At 44.9% G+C, this 20,802-nt stretch carries 20 protein-coding genes and 1 riboswitch; of the genes, 15 read left to right on the top strand and 5 right to left on the bottom strand.

Going from position 1 to position 20,802, the window contains the following annotated elements:
• Positions 1 to 392: 392 nt before the first annotated feature.
• Together glpE and glpG are read left to right on the top strand one after the other, a co-directional pair.
• The gene (gene glpE, locus AC5O63_RS21815; protein ID WP_004745048.1) at positions 393 to 719 is read left to right on the top strand and encodes a thiosulfate sulfurtransferase GlpE; all 327 of its coding nucleotides are present in this window, start codon (positions 393 to 395) and stop codon (positions 717 to 719) included.
• A gap of 4 nt (positions 720 to 723) precedes the next feature.
• Positions 724 to 1,554 carry a rhomboid family intramembrane serine protease GlpG gene (glpG, locus tag AC5O63_RS21810; protein WP_494506231.1) on the top strand — a complete coding sequence of 277 codons (831 nt, stop codon included), beginning with the start codon at positions 724 to 726 and terminating at the stop codon, positions 1,552 to 1,554.
• 45 nt (positions 1,555 to 1,599) lie between these two features.
• Here the strand turns inward: glpG and AC5O63_RS21805 are convergent, their stop codons facing one another.
• Positions 1,600 to 2,007 (bottom strand): flagellar basal body-associated protein FliL, encoded by a 408-nt coding sequence (locus AC5O63_RS21805; RefSeq protein WP_494506230.1) that lies wholly within the window; start codon positions 2,005 to 2,007, stop codon positions 1,600 to 1,602.
• A 165-nt stretch (positions 2,008 to 2,172) separates the two neighbouring features.
• On the opposite strand from AC5O63_RS21805, the gene AC5O63_RS21800 reads away from it, so the two are divergent.
• Together AC5O63_RS21800 and ubiA are read left to right on the top strand one after the other, a co-directional pair.
• Positions 2,173 to 2,712, top strand: a complete 540-nt coding sequence (locus AC5O63_RS21800) for a chorismate lyase (RefSeq protein WP_171325755.1) — start codon at positions 2,173 to 2,175, stop codon at positions 2,710 to 2,712.
• Between the two features lies 1 nt (position 2,713).
• Complete coding sequence (gene ubiA / locus AC5O63_RS21795) at positions 2,714 to 3,568, top strand: 4-hydroxybenzoate octaprenyltransferase (RefSeq protein WP_171383710.1); 855 nt, start codon at positions 2,714 to 2,716, stop codon at positions 3,566 to 3,568.
• Positions 3,569 to 3,614: 46 nt separating this feature from the next.
• On the opposite strand, the gene plsB is transcribed toward ubiA, so the two are convergent.
• Positions 3,615 to 6,050 (bottom strand): glycerol-3-phosphate 1-O-acyltransferase PlsB, encoded by a 2,436-nt coding sequence (plsB, locus tag AC5O63_RS21790; protein WP_494506229.1) that lies wholly within the window; start codon positions 6,048 to 6,050, stop codon positions 3,615 to 3,617.
• A gap of 204 nt (positions 6,051 to 6,254) precedes the next feature.
• Between plsB and AC5O63_RS21785 the strand changes: the two genes are divergently transcribed.
• The 6 genes from AC5O63_RS21785 to fghA all read left to right on the top strand — a co-directional run bounded on the left by AC5O63_RS21785 (position 6,255) and on the right by fghA (position 11,903).
• On the top strand, positions 6,255 to 6,617 hold the full coding sequence (locus tag AC5O63_RS21785) for a diacylglycerol kinase (protein ID WP_494506228.1): 363 nt from the start codon (positions 6,255 to 6,257) through the stop codon (positions 6,615 to 6,617).
• Positions 6,618 to 6,726: 109 nt separating this feature from the next.
• Positions 6,727 to 7,347, top strand: a complete 621-nt coding sequence (lexA, locus tag AC5O63_RS21780) for a transcriptional repressor LexA (RefSeq protein ID WP_004745055.1) — start codon at positions 6,727 to 6,729, stop codon at positions 7,345 to 7,347.
• An 89-nt stretch (positions 7,348 to 7,436) separates the two neighbouring features.
• The gene (locus tag AC5O63_RS21775) at positions 7,437 to 8,249 is read left to right on the top strand and encodes a class I SAM-dependent methyltransferase (RefSeq protein ID WP_494506227.1); all 813 of its coding nucleotides are present in this window, start codon (positions 7,437 to 7,439) and stop codon (positions 8,247 to 8,249) included.
• A 41-nt stretch (positions 8,250 to 8,290) separates the two neighbouring features.
• Positions 8,291 to 9,628, top strand: coding sequence for an MATE family efflux transporter DinF (gene dinF / locus AC5O63_RS21770; RefSeq protein WP_494506226.1), 1,338 nt, complete (start codon positions 8,291 to 8,293; stop codon positions 9,626 to 9,628).
• A gap of 211 nt (positions 9,629 to 9,839) precedes the next feature.
• Positions 9,840 to 10,988 (top strand): S-(hydroxymethyl)glutathione dehydrogenase/class III alcohol dehydrogenase, encoded by a 1,149-nt coding sequence (locus AC5O63_RS21765; RefSeq protein ID WP_494506225.1) that lies wholly within the window; start codon positions 9,840 to 9,842, stop codon positions 10,986 to 10,988.
• Positions 10,989 to 11,063: 75 nt separating this feature from the next.
• Positions 11,064 to 11,903 (top strand): S-formylglutathione hydrolase, encoded by an 840-nt coding sequence (gene fghA / locus AC5O63_RS21760; protein WP_004745059.1) that lies wholly within the window; start codon positions 11,064 to 11,066, stop codon positions 11,901 to 11,903.
• A gap of 66 nt (positions 11,904 to 11,969) precedes the next feature.
• On the opposite strand, the gene sthA is transcribed toward fghA, so the two are convergent.
• The gene (gene sthA / locus AC5O63_RS21755; RefSeq protein ID WP_071881303.1) at positions 11,970 to 13,400 is read right to left on the bottom strand and encodes a Si-specific NAD(P)(+) transhydrogenase; all 1,431 of its coding nucleotides are present in this window, start codon (positions 13,398 to 13,400) and stop codon (positions 11,970 to 11,972) included.
• Between the two features lie 258 nt (positions 13,401 to 13,658).
• Between sthA and fabR the strand changes: the two genes are divergently transcribed.
• Together fabR and AC5O63_RS21745 are read left to right on the top strand one after the other, a co-directional pair.
• On the top strand, positions 13,659 to 14,300 hold the full coding sequence (gene fabR, locus AC5O63_RS21750; RefSeq protein WP_004745061.1) for an HTH-type transcriptional repressor FabR: 642 nt from the start codon (positions 13,659 to 13,661) through the stop codon (positions 14,298 to 14,300).
• Positions 14,300 to 14,689: a YijD family membrane protein gene (locus AC5O63_RS21745; protein ID WP_004745062.1), complete on the top strand. Its 390-nt coding sequence runs from the start codon at positions 14,300 to 14,302 to the stop codon at positions 14,687 to 14,689. The genes fabR and AC5O63_RS21745 overlap by 1 nt, the downstream gene beginning before the upstream one ends.
• 65 nt (positions 14,690 to 14,754) lie before the next feature.
• Here AC5O63_RS21745 and trmA read toward each other — a convergent pair whose 3' ends face one another.
• Positions 14,755 to 15,864: a tRNA (uridine(54)-C5)-methyltransferase TrmA gene (trmA, locus tag AC5O63_RS21740; protein WP_004745063.1), complete on the bottom strand. Its 1,110-nt coding sequence runs from the start codon at positions 15,862 to 15,864 to the stop codon at positions 14,755 to 14,757.
• 199 nt (positions 15,865 to 16,063) lie between these two features.
• A riboswitch (cobalamin riboswitch) is annotated at positions 16,064 to 16,265 on the top strand.
• A 55-nt stretch (positions 16,266 to 16,320) separates the two neighbouring features.
• Between trmA and btuB the strand changes: the two genes are divergently transcribed.
• Genes btuB through murI form a run of 3 tightly spaced genes read left to right on the top strand, consistent with a single transcriptional unit; the run spans position 16,321 to position 19,733 of the window.
• Positions 16,321 to 18,156, top strand: a complete 1,836-nt coding sequence (gene btuB, locus AC5O63_RS21735) for a TonB-dependent vitamin B12 receptor (protein WP_494506224.1) — start codon at positions 16,321 to 16,323, stop codon at positions 18,154 to 18,156.
• Positions 18,157 to 18,214: 58 nt separating this feature from the next.
• Complete coding sequence (locus AC5O63_RS21730) at positions 18,215 to 18,886, top strand: Dph6-related ATP pyrophosphatase (RefSeq protein ID WP_494506223.1); 672 nt, start codon at positions 18,215 to 18,217, stop codon at positions 18,884 to 18,886.
• A 46-nt stretch (positions 18,887 to 18,932) separates the two neighbouring features.
• Positions 18,933 to 19,733, top strand: a complete 801-nt coding sequence (gene murI, locus AC5O63_RS21725) for a glutamate racemase (RefSeq protein WP_494506222.1) — start codon at positions 18,933 to 18,935, stop codon at positions 19,731 to 19,733.
• On the opposite strand, the gene AC5O63_RS21720 is transcribed toward murI, so the two are convergent.
• The gene (locus AC5O63_RS21720; protein WP_004745067.1) at positions 19,699 to 20,148 is read right to left on the bottom strand and encodes an RNA recognition motif domain-containing protein; all 450 of its coding nucleotides are present in this window, start codon (positions 20,146 to 20,148) and stop codon (positions 19,699 to 19,701) included. The genes murI and AC5O63_RS21720 overlap by 35 nt on opposite strands.
• Positions 20,149 to 20,802: the final 654 nt, after the last annotated feature.

The following is a 20,802-nucleotide window of genomic DNA, read 5'->3' as shown; positions in this document are numbered from 1 at the left end:
TAGAAAGCCGAGATCATATGATCTCGGCTTTTTTTATTGCTGATCATTTATTGAGTTATTTGGATGATTATAGATCGAGTTTGTCTCATCTTGCCTGTGGGTAACTCTGTGATAAATTTCTTTGCTATCTGTCAGAAAGCGGGGTAGATAAAGGCATCTCGACCCATTATCTCGTGGGGATAGTTTTACTTTTACACACAATAAAATAATGATCATCACTACATATAGTGGATCAAAAATCATCGAGATACTTTATCAACGCAATCCACAGATTTATCCACAGTTGATGAATTTATGATCGCTGGTGGATAACCTTACTGCCCTCGTGTACTTGTTGACCACTGGATAGGTTACAATGGCGTTAGATAATTACGATATAAAAGAGAAAGTTCATGGATCAGTTTAAGCATATTGATGTGGGTAGTGCGCAAAGTCTTCTTGAGCAAGGAGAAGCACGTATGGTGGATATTCGTGACCCTCAATCTTTTGCCGTGTCTCACGCCAAAGATGCCTTCCATTTAACCAACGATACGATTGTGACCTTTATGGACGATGTAGAGTTCGAGCAACCTGTGTTGGTGATGTGTTATCACGGCATCAGCAGCCAGGGTGCGGCTCAGTATTTGGTTAACCAAGGCTTTGAGCAGGTGTATAGTGTTGATGGCGGCTTTGAAGCATGGCAAAGAGCCGAACTTCCGACAGAATCCAACTTAGGATAGCTTTATGTATCGACTCATCTCCCTCAATAATCCACGTATGGCACAAGCATTTATCGACTATATGGCCTCGCGCCAGATAGATATTCAGATGATGCCGGAGGGGGAAGGGCAGTTTGCATTGTGGTTGACCGATAGCCAGCACCAAATAGAGGCGGAGTCAGAGCTGAAGCAGTTTTTATCCGATCCCAATGCTAACAAATATCAAGCGGCGTCATGGGATATGGCCGAAAGCCGCAAGAATCACTTTAGCTATCAATCGCCAAGTATGTTAGCCATGATTAAGGCCAAAGCCGGGCCGATAACATTGTCTGTTATGGTGATCTGTTTAGTTATTTTTACCATGCAGCAACTTGGCTCTGGTGAAGGGGTGTTTGCCGCTTTGCACTTCCCAGCATTTGCAGGACAAGAATGGCAACTTTGGCGCTGGGTAAGCCATGCCGTTCTTCACTTTTCTGTTATGCATATCGCCTTTAACTTACTCTGGTGGTGGCAGCTTGGTGGTGATATTGAGCAAAGGTTAGGTTCGGGCAAACTACTGCAGTTGTTTGTAGTTTCTGCTGCGCTCTCTGGAGCGGGGCAATACTGGGTTGAAGGCGCTAACTTTGGCGGCTTATCTGGTGTGGTTTATGCTTTGGTTGGCTACTTATGGATGTTGGGCTACAAAGCGCCACAACTTGGACTCAGTATGCCTAAACCTATGATAGGTTTTATGTTGGTGTGGTTGGTGCTTGGTTTTGTTCAGCCGTATATGGCGATTGCCAATACCGCCCACTTAGTTGGCCTGTTATCTGGTGTGGCTCTAGGCTTGTTTGATGCGAGTCGAGCGAAAAAATAGCAATAAAAAACGGCGCTCTATGCGCCGTTTGATTAGCTAGTTGGACTACTGATACAGGTATTTGGTAAACAGTAAGTCAGCGATGATGGTTTTGCCCGTTTCGGGTAACAGCGTCGCGTTAAGCTGCTCAACTAAGGTCTTACGTAAATCTTCACGCCCCGCCAGAGAGGTAATGGTATCTTCTGACTGTTTACCCAGCAGTTCAATTACAGCGTCGCGAATTAATGGTTGGTGAAGTTCGATTACGCCGAGGTCTGCTTCGTTGGCAACCATAATATCGATTCGAACTTGGATATAGCCAAGTTTTTTGCCTTTGGTATAGAAGTTGGTGGTGAGATCTGGCTCTAACGTAAAGTAAGCAAGTTTCGGAGCACCTTCTTCTTGGGCTAAAACAGGTAGGCTGATAAGTAAACCCAAAGCGATAAATATTTGGGCTATGTAACGTTTAATCATATTTATAACTTTTCTTTCTTCCAATCACGATACTCGAATCGCCTGAGTCTTGTTACAATAGAGCATCTATTTGTAATAAAAATGCGTTAAGCACTCATTGTAGTGGTTAACTTTTGAGATTGAAGCTTTATTGTACGTTGATAAGGCTACTTATTGAATACTAGTATGAATCAACCAACTGCGCTTTATTTATCTGCTCTTCGCCAAGTTGAATGGCAACAACCAGAGCATTTTAGCTTTCCTACGCAAAGTGCAAAAAAATGGCTGCTAGAACAGGGCTCGTTGTCACGTTTATTAGAGTCTTATTGCCAAACGTTAAGTGTCGACCTTCTGCATAATAAAGTGATTCGAGCTGAAAAGCTAAATACGCAGGAAATAGAACTGCTAGCACTAGAAGAATGCTTGCTGAGAAAGGTTGTGCTAAAAGGAGATGAAGAGCCGTGGGTATTGGGTCGAACCTTAATTCCGCACTCTTCGATGCAAGGTCAAGAGTATGATTTAGCTCGCCAAGGTGAAATCCCGTTAGGCTTGACGGTGTTTAGTGCCAATGATGTTAAGCGTGATGCTTTGCAAGTTGGTCTGGTTGAGTTGGATGGCAAACAGCTGCTTGCTCGCCGTTCGCGATTATGGATGAATCATAAACCTATGTTAGTGGCAGAGCTGTTTCTGCCGACCGCGCCCATTTATGCAAAGGAGAGCGTTTAGAATGACGGCAGATAAAGCAGTCGCTTACTGGCAGTTAATGCGTATGGATAAGCCGATTGGCACCTTGTTATTGCTTTGGCCGACATTATGGGCGTTGATCATTGCCGCAGAGGGTGTGCCGAGTCTAAAGGTTCTATTTGTCTTTGTTCTTGGTGTGATCTTTATGCGAGCGGCTGGATGCGTAATTAATGATTTTGCTGACCGCAAAGTTGATGGCCATGTAAAACGCACCAAGCAACGCCCGTTACCCTCAGGTCGAGTGACCTCTAAAGAAGCAATCGGGTTGTTTTTGGTCTTAGCGATCAGCTCGTTTCTACTTGTGCTGAGTATGAATGCGTTAACCATTCAGCTCTCATTTGTTGGCATCTTCCTCGCTTTCATTTACCCATTTATGAAGCGCTATACCCATCTGCCACAGCTGTTTCTTGGTCTCGCTTTTAGTTGGTCAATTCCTATGGCGTGGGCCGCTGAGGCGAACGAAGTCACCATGATGACATGGTTTATCTTTACTATTAATGCCCTATGGACTATCGCCTACGACACTCAATATGCCATGGTAGATAGGGATGATGACCTGAAAATTGGTATTAAGTCGACGGCTATTTTGTTTGGTCGATTAGATAAAATGGTGATTGGTGTATTGCAGCTCATCACTCTTGCTATGCTGATGTATGTCGGGATTTGGTTTGAGCTTGGTGCAAGTTACTACTGGAGCTTGCTGATTGCTGGCGCTTTATTTGTGTTTCAGCAGCACCTGATCCGTCATCGAGAGCGAGACTTGTGCTTCAGGGCATTTCTCAATAACAACTATGTCGGCATGATAGTCACCATAGGTTTGTTTATCGCTTTCTGGTAAACAAAAAGGGCATCCACTGGATGCCCTTTTTCGTACTTAGCCGTTGTTATTTAGTCCCTGTCGCCTGACAGATACTTTCTTTGATGGTTAGGCGAACTTCTGGGTAGAGCATAGAGTAAAGCAGGTTGGCTAATTCTGTGCTCTTATCACTATCGCAGTTACCGTCATTGTCGAGGTAAGCTTGTTGTTTCAATGTCGTAAACAGTGCAGAGAAAACGCCCTTATCAAAAAACTCTGGGGCATTAATGCCATGTAAACGACCTAAGCGTTGTGCGATATCTTGGCTCTTAAGCTCTAAATCGGCCTTACCCAGCTCTGGGTTTGCCACTAGCAGGTTAAGGGCAATCGCATAGCGTTGCAGTGTTTCGGTAATGGTGCGACCAAGCAGAACCAAGACTTGGTTGTTGGCTTGGTTAATCGCCACATTGTGCTCGCTATCGATGGTCACTAAGCCTTGGTGAGCGATCTCTTCGATGTAAGCCTCAGTCAGTTCACCAAGCTTCTCTTCCTCAATACTTAAGAACAGCTCTTGTTTTAAGAATGGGTAAACCAGTGCTACATTCTGCTTGATTTGCTCTAGTGACAACTGCTGATGGCGAACCAACATTTGAGCGATTAAAGACGGCAACGCCAATAAATGGATGATGTTGTTGCGGTAGTAAGTCATCAGAATCGACTGATTGCGATCCAGCGATACGATTTCACCCATGCTGTCTGTCTCGATAAGGAACTTATCCAGTGTCTCGGCATGTTTAACTAACGCTTGGGCATCATCTTCAGGCACCGTGTAGGTTGAAGAGTAAGGCACATTCTTAAGGATCGACAAGTAACAATCGATCTGATTGACTAAGCTATCACGAGACAATGCGCGTTGACGTGAAGCGAGCAGGGCGGTCGCACATAATGTGAGTGCGTTAGTCGCAGCCGCATCGTTAATGTGTGTCATCATCTTGGTGGCTAAGCCATTCACTACTGGGTTGAGCCACTGTGGTTTAGTTGCACCCATAGGGTCGATATCTTTAGTCCACTCCGGCGCATGCTCGTTCAGATATTGGTTAAGCGGAATCGGCTCACCGAAGTTAACGTACCCTTGGCCGAAGTTGCGTAGCTTACGAATCGTGCGCAGCACTAGGCCGGCATTTTCTTTCTCTTTGCGCTTACCACGTAGCTCTTTAGCGTAAGTCCCCACCTCCATAACATGCTCATAGCCGATGTAAACCGGAACCAGTGTCACTGGGCGATTTAGACCACGCAGCATAGCTTGGACTGTCATGGCCAGCATACCGGTTTTCGCTTGTAGCAATCGGCCAGTGCGCGAACGTCCGCCTTCACTGAAGTACTCTACTGAGTATCCTTTAGCAAACAGCTCCGCTAAGTACTCACGGAAGATAGTCGAGTACAGTTTATTGCCTTTAAAGCTACGGCGAATAAAGAACGCGCCACCACGGCGGAAGATAGGTCCCGCAGGGAAGAAGTTTAGGTTAATGCCTGCCGCAATGTGTGGAGGAACCATGCCTTCTCGGTAAAGCACGTAAGAAAGCAGTAAGTAGTCCATATGGCTTCGGTGACAAGGTACATAGACGATCTCGTGGCCATCTTGCGCCAGTTTACGTACCGTAGCGGCATTGGTAATGTTCAAGCCTTGGTAAATACGATTCCACAACCAGCCGAGTAGGCGTTCGCCATTTTTTATCAAGGAATATGAGAAGTTTGCGGCAATCTCATCCATGATGGCGTGTGCTTCTTTGCGCACTTTTTCAATTGGCACACCTTTCGACTTTGCTTCGTCTTCGATAACCTTTTCAATCGCTTTTGATTTCATCAGACGATTAAATAGTGCTTGTCGACTTGGCAAGTTAGGTCCTGAAGCGGCTAGCTTCTGACGAGAGAAGTGGATACGTGCCACGCGTGCCAACTTATGAGCAATCGAAGCATCTGTGCCATGTGAATCCGCCATGTAACGCAGAGAAACCACAGGGCTAATACGCACTAAACAGTCACGACCAGATAGCAAAACAGCTTTGGCTTTTTGTGGACCGTTTAAAGACTGTAGATAAGGTTTTTGCTGCGATTCTTTACCAGGCTTACGTCCCCAAAGGACCGTTGCAGGGATCATTTGCACATCGAGTTCTGAATCAAACTTGTGCAGTTCAAGCAGATCAGAGAAAAGCGTCACTGATGTGCTAGGTACATCTTGATCGCTGTCCATTACGGTTTGGCGAGCAGAAGTAAAGACGTAGCGGTTAAATGCTTTGCCGTTGATTTCCACTGGCTCTAGCGGGTCGGGTAAACCAAGTGAAATGACTTGTTTCTGCAGCGCGAGGAGATCAACAGCTGAGCGATATGGCAGAGCGTAAATAATGGGCTTGTTTATATCAATGCTATGATCTTCAATAGGATTTGAAGGAATTGTGGTCCCTTTAACTAACACTGACATAGGCAGTTTTAGTAAGGTGCGCGATAACATTCGTCCAGAAGACATAAGGTTCTTAGCCTCAAAAATAGATGGTTTGCATAAGCACATTTCCATTTCTCTAACTATAGAACTGGGAATGCGCCCAAGCGTGTATTTTTATAGCGGGCAAGGATAACAGAAACTGGTCGAACCTTTTACTTATTATTGATTAGGAAAACGTCAATTTTTAAGTCATCAAGCTATCGAGATAATTAATAAAGAGAAATTAACTTGCCAGACAAAACACTCCATGGATTTAAACGGATTAAAAACGCAACGCAGTACTCCTGCCAAGGTCTCAAGGCTGCATTTAAACATGAACCGGCCTTTCAAGAAGAAGTCGTGTTAGCCGCGATCATGATTCCGGCGGCTTTATTTATTGGTGACAGTCAGTGGGAGAGAATATTGCTGATCGCGACAGTGGTGTTGGTATTGATCGCTGAGCTGTTTAATAGTGCGATTGAAGCAGTTGTTGACCGAGTTGGAACGGAACACCACGAGCTTGCCGGACGGGCGAAAGATATTGGCTCGGCTGCTGTAATGGTGACTATGCTATTAACCGGTTATGTCTGGCTAGAGATCCTGCTTTTTTAAAGTGAGCGGCGGGTAAATTGCTAACTCGCTAAAAAACAAGCAATTGGCTTTTCATTTGAACAATTACTGGATATACTCACAGTTAACTGTATAAAAAGACAGGTGACTTATGAAGCCGTTAACGCCCCGCCAACAACAAGTTTTTGATTTGATCAAAAGCAAAATCGAAGATACTGGTATGCCACCAACACGTGCTGAAATTGCACGCGAACTTGGCTTCCGTTCAGCAAATGCTGCTGAAGAACACCTTAAAGCCCTTGCACGTAAGCAAGCGATTGAAATTATTCCTGGTGCCTCTCGTGGAATTCGTATTCTACTTGAAGATGCCGCCAACGATGACGAAGGACTGCCTCTTATCGGCCAAGTAGCGGCGGGTGAGCCAATCCTTGCTCAGGAGCATGTCGAGACTCATTACCAAGTTGACCCGGGTATGTTCAAGCCTCAAGCTGACTTCTTACTGCGTGTAAATGGCGAAAGTATGAAAGACATCGGTATTATGGATGGCGACTTGCTTGCAGTGCATAAAACCCAAGATGTACGTGATGGTCAGGTTGTCGTTGCACGTGTTGACGATGACGTAACGGTTAAACGTCTAGAGCGTAAAGGTTCGACAGTACTGCTTCATGCTGAGAACGAAGAGTTTGAGCCAATTAAAGTGGATCTGACTAGTCAGCACCTAGCGATTGAAGGTCTAGCGGTAGGCATTATTCGCAACACAGATTGGATGTAACCGACTCTGTTTGAGATTCATTCTCACTTGTTGATTTTGTAACTGATATTCATTATCATCTTTACTCTGGCTACGGAAGGAAGATGATAATGGCCGTCGATCACACATCAGCTAAACATCGCTATCAAATCCCTGCTAATTTATTGCAACCATTATGGCTTCGTAGCCGAGAAAGTTTAGTTGATAATGGATTAGTCTACGACCCGATTGCAGCGCGTGCCTGTCAGCGCTGCCATTTAGCACCAGAATGTCTTTCTGGTGATATTGACCAAAAACAACTCCTTCACGTTACGCTTACTCAGCTGTGCGATCAGCAGGTTTCTGCTTTTATCAAACGTAATCCAGATGGTTGGATCGTCAATGTTGGTGCAGGGTTGGATACGCGTTTTTATCGTGTTGATAACGGCCGATGCAACTGGTTAGAACTCGATGTGACAGAAAATTTGCTCTGGCGTCAGAAACTGTTTCACAGTAGTGAGCGTTATCACCATGTTTGCGGTAGCGTTGATGATGTCAGTTGGTTAGAGCAGTTACCTATTCCAGAAAAAACGCCTGTGATGATAGTGTGTGAGCACGCTTTGCTTGATTGTAGTCAGCAGCAAGTGGCCAAATTCATTCAAGCGCTAGGTTGCCACTTTGACTCAGCACGAGCTTGCGTTGTATTAGCAGGCGATCTCAGCCATTCCAAGCTAGGGCGGAAAATGGGCGCGGGGCAATATGCTCACGGGTACAGCGCACCGGGCGATGCTATGTTAGGCTATTTGCCTTGGGCACGCTGGGCGAAAACCTATTCTCCGCTTGATCGCGATTGTGGTCGCTGGAAACTATGGCAACGCTGGCTGACTAAGATGAACTTTTTAAAGCAAAGATTAACGCCGGTATTGGTTCAGCTTCGCTGGTAATCTCGTTACACTTGTCACTCAATTCTAGTCAGAGTGACAACGTGCAAATTCTTCAAACCCTTTCTAACCGCACCGTGCATAAGCAAGTCTTGTTGCTTGCTATTCCTATGGTGCTTTCCAACATCACAGTGCCATTACTTGGACTGGTGGATGCAGCAGTCATCGGTCACCTCGAACATGCGTGGTATCTCGGCGGTGTTGCGTTGGGCAGTACTATGATCAGCGTGACATTTTGGCTGCTAGGCTTTTTGCGTATGTCGACCACTGGGCTTGCTGCCCAATCTTATGGCGCAGAGAGCAAACATCAACTTGGGTTGGTCTTCACCCAAGGCATGACAATGGCGCTTGGTTTTGCTGCCGTTTTTCTTCTCTTCCATCAATCTATTGCGCAGTTGGTATTTAGCTTTAGTGACGCCAGTGAACAGGTAAAGCATTATGGCGCGCAGTATTTCGCTATCCGAGCTTGGAGTGCGCCTGCGGCCTTGGCTAATTTCGTCTTGCTTGGTTGGTTGCTAGGTACGCAAAACGCAAAAGCACCGATGTGGATGGTGATCATCGCTAACGTGACTAACATTGTTCTCGACGTATTATTTGTGATCGGATTAGGTTGGAAAGTCGAGGGCGCGGCGTTGGCCTCTGTCATTGCAGATTACACCGGAATGAGCTTTGGTCTGATTTGCGTATGGCGTAAATGGACCCGGGACAGCCTACCACCAGTGTTGAACTTGATTAAAGACACCACCAATGGATTGAGTCGCTTTGTTAAGCTCAATCGAGATATCTTTTTACGTTCACTCTGCTTGCAAGCCACGTTTACCTTTATGACCTTTCAAGGGGCGAGTTTCGGCGACGAAATCGTTGCTGCCAATGCCGTGTTGATGAGTTTTCTGATGATGATTTCTTACGGTATGGATGGATTCGCTTACGCGATGGAAGCTATGGTGGGTAAAGCTATTGGCGCGAAAGACCGAGAACAGCTCAATCAATCGCTCATAGGCACCTTCTTCTGGAGCTTGGTCATTTGTGGATTACTGACCTTAGCATTTGGTCTGATGGGATCGAATCTGATCGGATTGATCACTGATATTTCAGCCGTTCATGCATTGGCGATGGAGTATTTGCCTTGGTTGATTGCCATGCCGCTAGTGTCGATGTGGTGCTTTCTATTCGATGGCATCTTCGTTGGCGCAACAAAAGGTAAAGAGATGCGCAACAGCATGTTCTTATCAACCTGTGCCTTTTTTACGATTTTCTATTTATCGATGGATTTAGGTAATCACGCTCTGTGGCTAGCTATGTTGAGTTTTATGGCTATGCGCGGTTTAACCTTAGCGATAATCTTTACCCTCCAGTGGCGGAGAAACACTTTTCTCGCCTAAGTAAAAGATACCAGCCGAGTCAACGCACTCGGCTTTTTTATATCTTCATTTACATTATTACGCATGTGTAAAAATTATTTTCAAAAAGGTGGGATTATCAAATTTCTATTAGCGCCTAAAATACTCAGCAACAAAACGACGCAGCGCAGTGTGAGTTCCTCAACTACGCTTATGACGTCCCTATATACATAAAATATAAAGGAAGCATCCAATGGCGCTTGAAATCAATCCTGGTCAAACTCACATTAAATCAAAAGCAATGGTGGCGTGGGCTGCTGGTGAACCACTTAAAATGGAAGAAGTTGATGTACAACTTCCTAAAGCTGGAGAAGTGCTAGTACGCATCGTAGCAACGGGTGTTTGTCACACTGACGCATTCACCCTATCTGGTGATGATCCAGAAGGTATTTTCCCTTCAATTCTGGGTCATGAAGGTGGCGGTATTGTCGAAATGGTTGGCGAAGGTGTCACTAGCGTTGAAGTTGGCGATCATGTGATCCCACTTTATACGGCAGAATGTGGCGAATGTAAGTTCTGTAAGTCGGGTAAAACTAACCTATGTCAGGCCGTTCGCGAAACCCAAGGTAAAGGTCTAATGCCAGACGGCACAAGCCGCTTCTCTATTAACGGTGAGACTATCTTCCACTACATGGGCTGTTCTACTTTCTCTGAGTACACGGTTCTTCCAGAGATCTCACTAGCTAAAGTAAATAAAGAAGCTCCGCTTGAAGAAGTTTGTCTTCTAGGTTGTGGTGTGACAACAGGCATGGGCGCAGTGCTTAACACGGCAAAAGTAGAACAAGGCGACACCGTTGCGGTATTTGGTCTAGGTGGAATCGGCCTATCTGCCATCATTGGTGCGCGTATGGCGGGTGCAAGCCGTATCATCGGCATTGATATCAACGAGAGTAAATTTGACCTAGCCAAACAACTAGGCGCTACAGATGTCATCAACCCACAGAAATTCGATAAGCCAATCCAAGAGGTTATCGTAGAGATGACAGACGGCGGCGTAGATTACTCATTTGAGTGTATCGGTAACGTTAATGTGATGCGTCAAGCACTTGAGTGTTGTCACAAAGGTTGGGGTGAATCAGTGATCATTGGTGTTGCCGGTGCTGGCCAAGAGATCTCAACCCGTCCATTCCAACTCGTAACTGGTCGTGTATGGCGTGGTAGCGCTTTCGGTGGTGTTAAAGGTCGTTCTGAGCTTCCAGAAATCGTAAACCGCTACATGGCAGGTGAATTCGGTCTACAAGAGTTCATTACTCATACCATGGGTCTGCAAGACGTAAATGAAGCGTTTGAGTTGATGCACAAAGGTGAATCAATCCGTACTGTTCTTCATATGGATAAGTAACTGAGCTAAATAGATAAACACAACGCCCTGATACAAGGGCGTTGTTGTCTTTTGAATTTTTAATCTGGGGTGGTTATGACCATTGAAAACGTAAGCCAAGCCAAAGTATTTGGTGGATGGCACAAACAGTACACGCATGATTCTAACGTTCTAAACTGCAACATGCGTTTCGCAATCTTTTTGCCACCTAACGCAACCAAAGCCAAACCCGTTCCTGTGCTTTACTGGTTATCTGGCCTAACGTGCACCGACGAAAACTTTATGCAAAAGGCAGGGGCGTTTCGCCGGGCTGCTGAATTAGGTATTGCCATCGTTGCGCCAGATACTAGCCCTAGAGGTGAAGAGGTCGCAGATGATGAAGGTTACGATCTAGGACAGGGTGCCGGTTTTTATCTTAATGCAACTCAAGAGCCTTGGTCTCGTCACTATCATATGTATGACTATGTCACCCAAGAGCTGCCATCTTTGATTGAAGCTAACTTCCCAGTTTCGTCGATTAAGTCCATTGCTGGGCATAGTATGGGTGGACACGGCGCGTTGACTATAGGGCTGAAAAATTCGCAGCAGTATCGTTCGATTTCTGCCTTTAGTCCGATCACTAATCCTATGCAGTGTCCTTGGGGGCAAAAAGCGTTTAATGCCTACCTAGGTAATGACTTTGAGGCTTGGCGAGAGTATGACGCCAGTGAGTTATTAAAGCAGGCGCAAGCAAAGCTGCCGATTTTAGTCGACCAAGGAGATGCGGATAACTTTCTGGTTGAGCAACTAAAGCCACAAGCATTGATTGCCGCAGCGCAAACCCATGATTCTGACGTTGAAGTGAGAATGCAGTCAGGTTATGACCACAGCTACTATTTCATTTCGAGCTTTATTGATCAGCATCTTGAGTTTCATGCCACTTACCTGAATCAATAATTGATGAAACTAAAAAGCCGCAACTTAATTGAGTTGCGGCTTTTCTATATTTAGCTGGTGGCTTATTTAAAACAAACGGTTAAGACCATTAAGTGCTGCTACGCGATAAGCCTCGGCCATAGTTGGGTAGTTGAAAGTGGTGTTGACGAAATATTCGATGGTATTCGCTTCCCCTTTCTGCTCCATAATGGCTTGGCCGATGTGGATGATTTCCGCTGCACGCTCACCAAAACAATGAATACCGAGGATCTCTTTCGTTTCGCGGTGGAAGAGAATCTTCAAACTACCAATATCTTTCCCCGCGATCTGAGCGCGAGCTAAGTGTTTGAAAGAAGAGCGCCCAACTTCATACGGCACTTTTGCGGCGGTTAGCTCTTGCTCTGTTTTACCCACAGAACTGATCTCTGGAATGGTGTAGATGCCAGTTGGAATATCTTCAATAAGATTGCCGTCCGCTTTGCCTTTGGTGATCGCCTGAGCAACAAAGCGTCCTTGGTCATAAGCGGCACTTGCTAGGCTTGGGTAGCCAATCACGTCACCGACAGCATAAACATGTTCAACTTCGGTTTGATAGTTACCATCGACCTTTAGCTGTCCGCGAGAGTCAGCTTCTAACCCAACTGCAGTGAGGTTAAGCTTGTCTGTGTTACCTGTACGGCCATTGGCGTAAAGGATACAGTCGGCACGCATTTTCTTACCGGATTCAAGATGAACAATGACACCATCTTCAGTGCCTTCAATCTTCTCAAATGTTTCATCGTTGCGAATCACAACGCCACTGTTCCAGAAGTGGTAAGACAAAGCGTCTGACACTTCATTATCTAAGAAGGCAAGTAGGCGATCTCTGGTATTGATTAGGTCTGTTTTGACACCTAAACCACGGAAAATCGATGCATACTCACAGCCGATAACACCTGCACCGTAAATGATGATATGACGAGGGTCGTGCTTGAGGCTCAGTATAGAGTCACTGTCATAAATACGCTCGTGCATAAAGTCGACATTGTCTGGTTGATATGGGCGAGATCCCGTCGCGATAACAAAGCGGTCGGCGCTGTAGGTTTCTTCTGTGCCATCACTTTGCATCACGGCAATGGTGTATTTATCGATAAAGCGAGCCGTACCAAAAATCAACGAACATTGGTTGCGATCATAGAAGCCTTGGCGAAGTCGTGTCTGCTTATCAATCACCGATTTTGCATGACCGAGAATGTTGGAAAAGGTTGAATGTAGGCTAGTGTTGTTGTGACAAAACAGAGGGTTGTTATTGAACTCAATGATTCGGCTTACTGCGTGACGCAAAGCCTTTGAAGGGATCGTGCCCCAGTGAGTACAGCCGCCACCGACACTGCTTTCCTTTTCTACAATGGCAACATTTAAGCCCGCTTTGGTTAATCCCATCGCTGCCCCTTCGCCTCCGGGACCACTACCAATAACGATTACATCAAAGTGGTTGCTCTGGGCCATAGTTTCTTCCTTGTTATAGATTCTTAACATTGCTTTAGCGAGATTTTAACTGATTCCGTTCGGGCGTACACCTAAAGCATACTAGACAGTCGGCGAGATCACGGAGAATCAAGCAAATAGATTAAAGGGTATGTCGTATGTCTCTTATTAGGGTGGAAAAGATTGAATTCTCAACTCAACTCGGTTTAATTGCCACTCGGTCAGCAAAGCACAAGATTATGGCTTATCTCCTTAAGGCAATCGTTGTATATTAATGGCTATCGAAGTTAGAAAAATAGAAAAATAACTATGAAATCCATGGGAATCCGTGCTCAGCAGAAAGAGAAAACGCGTCGCTCTTTGATTGACGCTGCATTCAGTCAGTTAAGTGCTGACCGAAGCTTTTCCAACCTGAGCTTGCGTGAAGTCGCACGAGAGGCGGGTATCGCTCCAACTTCATTCTATCGTCACTTTAAAGATATGGATGAGCTAGGTTTGACCATGGTTGATGAGGGGGGCTTGTTGCTGCGTCAGCTAATGCGTCAAGCTCGCCAACGCATCGTCAAAGAGGGCAGTGTGATTCGCACTTCGGTAGAGACTTTTATGGAGTTTATCGAAAGTAGCCCCAACGTTTTCCGACTATTATTACGTGAACGTTCGGGAACCTCGTTTGAATTTCGTACTGCCGTTGCTCGTGAGATGCAACACTTTGTCGCCGAGATGACAGAATACTTGATCAGTACTGGTATGGCCCGAGATGAAGCTTTCACTCAAGCAGAGGCATCGGTCACATTGGTATTCAGCTCTGGCGCGGAAGCTTTAGATTTAAATCGACGTGAACGCGATGAACTTGCCGAACGTCTAATTATGCAATTGCGAATGATAGCCAAAGGGGCTTTCTGGTATCGCAAAGAACGTGAACGTAACCGATTAAAAGGTGGGATAGATTAATGTCGAATGAAACAAACCAAGTTAATCATGGTTCTGAGAAGAAAACACTGGTACTGGCTCTAATTGCGGGTATGTGTGGTGATGCTATGTTGTCATGGCTAACCATGAGTGATGTGCCTTTCTCAATTTTTCCACTGATTGCGCTTGTGCTGTCAGTGCAAGCACTTTACCGAGAGTACCTAAGTAACCCTGTGTCTGAAGATATCCCGCTAGTCGGTCTAGCGTGTTTCTTCGTCGGCGCATTTGGTCACTCAGCATTTGTTAAAGCTCAGTACCCAGATTCTGGCTCTAACATGCTAGCAATCTTTATTACGCTTGGTTTGCTGCTTTGGGTAGCGAAGAAGCTTGGCTTCCTAACAGCGCCAGCGAAGCCAAAAACTGAGTCGTAATGTCAGCTTAGTTAATGGATACAAAAAACGAGCCTATTGGCTCGTTTTTTATTTGGTAGCTGCGGTTAAGCTTTGCGTTCCAGTAGCACACCGGCTTCCATGTGGTGGGTGTATGGGAACTGATCGAATAGAGCAAAGCGCGTCACTTTGTGAGTCTCACACAGCACATCTAAGTTTTCTTTCAGTGTCTCTGGGTTACACGAAATGTACATAATGCGCTCGTAGCCTTGCACCATCTTACAGGTATCGATATCCATACCTGCACGTGGTGGGTCAACGAAAATGGTATTGCAGTTGTAGCTCTTAAGGTCGACACCCGCATCCTGCAGACGACGGAACTCGCGCTTGCCTTCAATAGCTTCAGTAAACTCCTCTGCTGAAAGGCGTAGGATCTGCACGTTATCAATCTTGTTGGCTGCAATATTGTATTGCGCTGATACAACAGAAGGTTTCGCCAGCTCTGTTGCGAGTACGCGATCAAAGTTTTGTGCCAGAGCAAGCGAGAAGTTTCCGTTACCACAATAAAGCTCAAGTAGGTCACCCGTGCTGTCTTGAGTACAGTCTACTGCCCACTCCAGCATCTTCTCGGCAACCTTACCATTTGGTTGGGTAAAGCTGTTTTCTACTTGCTGGTAAATGTATGGCTTACCGTTAACATCGAGCTTTTCAATCACGTAGTCACGATCGAGAACAATCTTCATCTTGCGTGCACGACCAATGATGTTGAGGTTAAAGCCTTCATCATTCAAACGTTGCTTTAACGCTTTCGCATTGTCGGTCCATTCCTCATCAAGCTGACGGTGATAAAGCAGTGACACTAAGATTTCTCCGCTTAGCGTCGAAAGAAAATCAACTTGGAACAGCTTACGGCGCAACGAGTCATTGTCTTTCATTGCATCCACAAGCAATGGCATTAAGTCATTAATTAATCGGCTTGCCGCTGGGAACTGATCGACACGGTACTTCTCGCGAGTCTCTTGGTTGAACATGATGTAATAAAGGTCTTCACCTTCATGCCAAACGCGAAACTCTGCACGCATACGGTAGTGTTGCTCTGGAGATTCAAATACTTCCAACTCAGGCACTTGGTAAGGCGCGAACATCTCATTGAGACGGTCGATCTTCTCAGCCAGTTGTTCTTGGTAGCGTTGCGGGTTTACATCAAGAGTCGCCATGATTATTGCCTTAGGTTGGTACCTGTCGAGGTTGTATTTAATTTAAGAGCGCAGATTTTATTCAATCTCAGCGCTATGTCCAGTCTTGTCCCACCAATGCCTTAAAGATAGTGTGTAAATCGCACTTTGGTGGTGCAACTCGCTATATCATATAGATATAAATCCCAAATCTGCTCTGGACAAATAATCCATAGCTTAATAACATCTGCGCCTAGCTGGTGCTTTCTAGATGTATAGATGGCTGAAAAGGGAATCTGGTGTAAATCCAGAACTGACGCGCAGCGGTAAAAGAGAACGAAAACTCAAATGACACTGCATAGAGGACTATGTGGGAAGTCGAGTGAGTAGGTGGCCATGCCGAGCTCTTAAGTCCGAAGACCTGCCAGCAGCTGAGCAGTGGTACTGGAAGCAAGCGCTCCATGCTCGGTAGGACTTACGCGATTTAGGATTATAAAAATGAACCGATCTATTCTAGCGATTGCTGTGGCATCGCTACTTCCGCACGCCTCCCTTTCTTACGCCCAAGAAGCATCTTCTGATGAAACTATGGTGGTTACTGCAAACCGCTTTGAGCAGTCAGTTAGTACTGTTTTAGCACCTGTAAATATAGTTACACGAGAAGAAATTGAACAAACTCAAGCCAAAAGTTTACCTGAGATATTGAGAAAACTACCGGGGGTTGAGATAGCTCAAAACGGCGGGCGCGGGCAATATGCCAGTATTTTTGTACGTGGCACAGGCTCTGACCAAGTACTTGTTCTTGTTGATGGTGTGCGAATGGCAAAATCGTCAACAGGCGCGGTAGATTTCAACCAAATTCCAGTAATGCAAATAGAAAGAGTTGAATACATCCGTGGAGCTCGTGCGGCAATGTACGGCTCAGAAGCTATTGGTGGCGTGATCAATATCATCACCTATGCGAAAACAGGTCAAGAAGGTTCCTCTTCACTTAGTTTAGGCGTAGGCAGTAAAAGCCAAGATGCTAATGTCATGGCTACCGTTAAAACATCAGAGTCAGGTAAGCTAAAACTAACAGCAGGTTATGAAAAAGACGAAGGTTATAATGTATACCCTGTAGCAGGTATTAACGATGGTGAGGAGCATGGATTCTCTTCTGTAAATGGGTCTCTAGGTTACGATCATAGTTTTGGTGAAAAAGTTACTGCTTCTATTTTTGCTCGAACCTATCGCAACAACTACCAGTACAATGATAGTACAACTAAAAGAGCGACCGCTGAGTCTGAAATCGACAGCAAAGTTTTAGGTGGCTCGGTTCAATACAAGCAAGGAGGTTTTAATTCAGTATTGAACTACTCCCATGAGAACACTTCTTCTCGGACGTTTGACCCATACAACTCTAGTGCAGCTGATAAATATCAAAATGAGTACAAGCAGGATAATGTGAGTTGGGTTAACGGGTACTCTCTTAGTGAGAGTACTCAGTTGTCTGGTGGAGTTGATTGGCGTAGAGACTCACATGAAAAACCGGATACCGCGAACTCACTCCTTACGCGTAAGAACGTTGGTGTTTTTGGTGTTATCTCGACTAAATACAATATAGTGACCGCTGAATTGTCTGGACGCTCAGATGATAATGAAGATTATGGTCGCAACAGTACATATAACGCAGGCTTAGGCGTTGATATAACAGAAAATTTCCAACTGTTTGGTTCATATGGCACAGCCTTTAAAGCGCCAACGCTATCACAACAAAATGGCTCAACTTGGGCTGATGCGAATCCTAACTTACGCCCTGAGAGTTCAAAGAATGCAGAATTAGGAGCTCGTGGTGAGTTTAGCTCCGTGACTTGGACTGTTACTGGCTACGATATTAAGATTGATGATCTTATTACGTATACTAGTCGTACTGCACCACAAAAAGCTATCTATGAGAATGTCGAAGGGGTATCTCGTATCAAAGGTGTGGAACTAGAACTTGGCTTTGATACAGGTATTATTTCTCATACGTTATCTGCAGATTTCAAAGATCCAAAGGATAGCAAAGGAAAGCAGTTAGCTCGTCGCTCGAAGCAGAATGTTAAATGGCATGCTTACGCGACATTTGGAGATGTAGATGTCTCTACTAGCTATCTATATTTCGGTGAGCGCCCTGATGGCACAAATACTTTAGATGCCTATGATCTAGTTGATGTTGCAGCCACTTATTGGGTTCAATCTGATTTAGCTATTCGAGCTAGAGTTGATAATTTATTCGATGAGGATTATGAGACTGCTAAGGGTTATCCAGCGCCAGAGCGCTCTTTCTACTTGAATATGACTTATCAATTCTGATTAGAAGCATTTTCCAAACCGCCCTCGGGCGGTTTTTATTTATCTATATAAGCAAACTATGAAAAAGAACGTCATTATTAGCTGGTCGAGCGGTAAAGATTCGACTTTGACCCTAGAAAGGTTGATTGAAAGCGAAGAGTATCAAGTGGTGGGTCTATATACGACCTATGTCAAAGATGAAGTCCCTTTTCAAGCTACCCCTGTTCCTGTGCTTGATATGCAGGCGGAGCTACTTGGGTTACCGTTAATTAAGATCGAAATGCCGCAAGCTTTTCCACCCAATGAAGTTTATCAATCGACGATTATTAAGGCGTTAAAAGAGAGCGGCCTTGCGATTGATGGCGTCGCGTTTGGCGATATGTTCTGTAATGGGATTGAAGCCTATCGTCGTAGCTTTATCGAGCCTGCAGGGTGGGAGTGTGTGTTTCCTCTACTAGGGCAGCGAAGTGAAGACTTAGCGCAAGAGATCTTACAACGAGGAATTAAAACCTTGGTTGTGACAACAGATGGTAATGCATTAACGTCTGACTACTGTGGCAAGTGGTATAGCCAATCCTTTCTCAATAGCTTACCAAATGGTGTTGATCTTTGTGGAGAAGATGGAGAGTTCCATACACTGGTAACAGAGACTCGCAGCTATAAAGGTAAGATTGAGCTAAAGCTAACTCATCAGGAGCGAGGAGAGCGCTTTACTCATCAACGTTATCAAGCTCAATGTTTGCCAAAATAGCCATAGCGAGTATCATTGCCAAGTCGTAAAGTAATGAGCAAATCAAGTGTCCCAGCAACAAGCAAAAATCTTAATCTTTGATTCTGGTGTCGGTGGTCTGTCTGTGTATAAAGAGATACAGGCAAAATTACCCCAGCTTGATTACCTCTATATCTTTGACAATGCTGCTTATCCTTATGGTGAGCTAGAACATGAGACGCTTATTGCTCGTGTTAATACGTTGGTTTCCTCTTTAGTTGAGCAACATCAAATCGATTTGGTTGTGATTGCCTGCAATACTGCCAGTACCATTGTTCTACCTACGCTGCGTGCCAAGCTATCCGTTCCCGTTGTTGGAGTGGTACCTGCTATTAAGCCAGCGTCGAGCCTTGCTAACAAAGCCGTTGGGCTGATTGCCACTCCGGCGACAATAACTCGTCGTTATACCCATGACTTGATCCGAGATTTCTCGCAAAGCAAACCTGTAGAGCTACTAGGTTCTACTCGTTTGGTGGATATGGCTGAAGAAAAGCTGCGTGGTAAACCGATCGATCTAGCGGAATTAAAGCAAATTCTTATTCCAATCGACAACAAGGTTGATGTCGCTGTATTAGGCTGTACCCACTTCCCCTTGATTAAACAAGAAATACAGCAAGTGCTTTCTGGCAATGTGGCGCTGGTGGATTCTGGAGAGGCGATTGCCCGTCGAGTGATGGACTTGCTGAAAGATAAAGTGAGTACAGGGTTAGATGGGAACGGCACAAGAGAGATTTTCTCAAGTGCTCCCCCTTGGGAAGAGGGAGCGCTGAATATCGCATTACATGAACTTGGTTTTAGCCCTGTTCAATATTATCCGATTGAGATTTAGGATCGTTAGCGATACGAACTTTCAATGTGCGCTGCATATAATCCTTTTCATTAAGTGCCTCTATAGCAGGTTGCGCATCCGCAGCGGCCATCACAACAAAACCAAAGCCTCTTCTTTTACCTGTTCGTTTATCTTTCATTAAGCGAACAGCAAAAACTTCACCGTGTTTGGCAAACAGCTCTTTCACGTGAGATTCATTGGCCTTATAAGGCAAGTTACCTACATAAAGTGTTTTAGTTGATGGATCGTTTGATTGGTCTTGCTCAATATTGGTGTTGGAAAGTTTAAGAATAAAAGCGGAAGCAAAAACACCCAGAACAAAACTTAAAGCAGGAGAGATTGCTACCTGCGAAAAGATGATTCCGCCCAAAACAGCTAAGGCGACAATCATTAAGGTCGATTTGTTTGAACTCATATTGGAATACAACTTTTAGGTTTAAGAAAAAATAGGTCTACCGTTAACAAAATAGACACATGGATCTTACGTATATGGTTGTAGTTTTTCCAACGTATTGGTGTGACATGACTCAAATGTTGAAATTTTATTCTATTTTCAGGGTTTTGATTTGTTTTTAACCAAACAGAAGTTAATTTCAAAAAAACACTTGTCTTCCTCTCAGACCTCCCTATAATGCCGCCTCACCGACACGGAGTGAGACGAACATCACACACCGAGTTGGAAAGAGAGAAAAGAAAGTTTGAAAAAACGCTTGACTCTCAAAACGGGAAGCGTAAGATACGCACCCCTAACGACGCGGCGCTGAGCGCAACGGAAGTTAGAAAAAGCTCTTTAAAAATATAGACCTATCAATCTGTGTGGGCACTCGTTGATGATAATCCAAATAGTTTCTTCGGAAACAATTTAGGTTTCAATGATACGAAGTGACCATTGAATCTTCGGATTCAGCACAGTCAATTCAAACATTACTTTATGTAATGTTCAGTATTCATTGAGCCGACAAAATCTTAAATTGAAGAGTTTGATCATGGCTCAGATTGAACGCTGGCGGCAGGCCTAACACATGCAAGTCGAGCGGAAACGAGTTAACTGAACCTTCGGGGAACGTTA

It is taken from the genome of Vibrio sp. SCP2 (assembly GCF_059295395.1).
The sequence above is the reverse complement of the archived record's forward strand: the minus strand, read 5'-3'. Positions and strand labels throughout refer to the sequence as shown.